At 64.6% G+C, this 1647-nt stretch carries 3 protein-coding genes; 1 reads left to right on the top strand and 2 read right to left on the bottom strand.

All coding sequences use genetic code 11. From position 1 onward, the window contains the following. Both Q8M88_RS14240 and Q8M88_RS14235 read right to left on the bottom strand, forming a co-directional pair. Positions 1–322: SDR family NAD(P)-dependent oxidoreductase (locus Q8M88_RS14240; protein WP_305597819.1), on the bottom strand; the 322-nt coding region annotated here is incomplete at its 3' end. A gap of 36 nt (positions 323–358) precedes the next feature. Continuing rightward, on the bottom strand, positions 359–850 hold the full coding sequence (locus Q8M88_RS14235; RefSeq protein WP_305597818.1) for a hypothetical protein: 492 nt from the start codon (positions 848–850) through the stop codon (positions 359–361). A gap of 185 nt (positions 851–1035) precedes the next feature. Between Q8M88_RS14235 and Q8M88_RS14230 the strand changes: the two genes are divergently transcribed. Further along, on the top strand, positions 1036–1647 hold a 612-nt coding region (locus Q8M88_RS14230), incomplete at its 3' end, for a TatD family hydrolase (RefSeq protein WP_305597817.1).

The following is a 1647-nucleotide window of genomic DNA, read 5'->3' as shown; positions in this document are numbered from 1 at the left end:
CGGCGATGCCGCCCAAGGGGCTGATGGCCGGGATCACGCCGGCGTTGTTGATCAGGGTGGCGCTGTCGAGCTCGGCCGCGTGCAGGCTGCCCAGCCAGCGTTCCAGCCGCTCGGCGGCCTCCTGGCTGTCGGCCAGGTCTTGTGACCACTGTTCCAGGTGCGCGCCCCGGGCTTGCGCCAGCGCGGCCAGATCGTTGTTGGTGCGGCGCGAAATGCACAGCAGGATGCGCCCCGGCGCGAGCAACTGCTGGGCCATGGACAGGCCCATGCCGCGCGAGGCGCCGGTGAGGATGGTGAGGTGGGGCGGGGTGGGCAGGTTCATGCCCACATTGTGCCCAAGCCAGCCGCTGCGGCTGGCTCAGTGCAGGCGGGGCAGCTCGACGAAGCGCACCGGCAAGGGGCTTTGGGGCAAGAGGATGAAGTCGGCCAAGGGTTTGATGTCCATTGTGCAAACCATGCCAGGGTCGGTGCTGCGCTCATCCACCTGGAAGCGCACCAGCCAGCCCTCGCCGGTGGGCGTCGATTCCAGTTCGGCGCTGAGGATGGCAATGCTGCCACTGCAACCACTGTACGACGATGTGACGCCGACCAGCATGTGTTGCTTGAAGTCAATGTGGGCCAAGGACGGGGCTGGTTCGGGCGGCCACACGGTGTTGTGGGTGTCCCAAATCTGCGCCCACTCGCTGACGTTGCGGGCCACGTGCTGGCCGTCCTCAGCGGCCCAGTTGTCCACTTGCAGCAGCACCCGCTCGTGCGCGCTGGGGGTGGTCTTGGCCACCGGGTCGGTCTGTTCTGTACCGCCACCACACGCCGCCAGCAAACCGGCCAGGCCCAGCGTGATGGCGGACATCGCGGTCCGCTCTGCGGTTTTTGTCCAAGCACCCATGAATTCGTCCTCCCTGCATTCTTTTTTTTGTTCCAAGTTGCCCCTGAGCAGTGGTGCGAAGCTTAAAAGATGTGTTTGTCAATTCATAGCGTGAGACGCTCAACAATTGTTAATTCGAGTCCACAAATCCCGGGCGGCACAATGAAGGCATGTGGACCGACACCCATTGCCACCTTGATGCCCCCGAGTTCGGCTCAGACACCGCTGCGGTGCGCGACCAAGCGCGGTCGGTTGGTGTTGATCTGTGTGTGATTCCGGCGGTAGTGGCTGCTCACTTTGATGCCGTGCGGGCGCTGGCCCACCAGACCGGCGACGCCTACGCGCTCGGCATCCACCCGCTGTACGTGCCCCAGGCCATCGATGAAGATTTGACACAGTTGGACCTGGCGTTGACACAATGGCGTGACGATTCTCGCCTGGTGGCGGTGGGCGAAATCGGGCTGGATTTTTTTGTGCCCGCCCTGTGCGCGCCCGCGATGCGCGAACGCCAGACCCACTTCTACCGCGAGCAACTGCGCATCGCGCGTCGCCACGGCCTGCCGGTCATCCTGCATGTTCGGCGTTCGGCCGACCAACTGCTCAAACAGCTGCGGCAGATCGCGGTGCCTGGGGGCATCGCACACGCCTTCAACGGCAGCGATGTGCAGGCCCAGGCCTTCATCGCGCTGGGTTTCAAACTGGGCTTTGGCGGTGCGCTCACTTTTGAGACCGCGCGCCAGTTGCGCCGCCTGGCCGCCAAGCTGCCGTTGGAAGCGTTGGTG

This window comes from Phenylobacterium sp. (assembly GCF_030693805.1).
GTDB lineage: Bacteria > Pseudomonadota > Alphaproteobacteria > Caulobacterales > Caulobacteraceae > Phenylobacterium.
The sequence above is the reverse complement of the archived record's forward strand: the minus strand, read 5'-3'. Positions and strand labels throughout refer to the sequence as shown.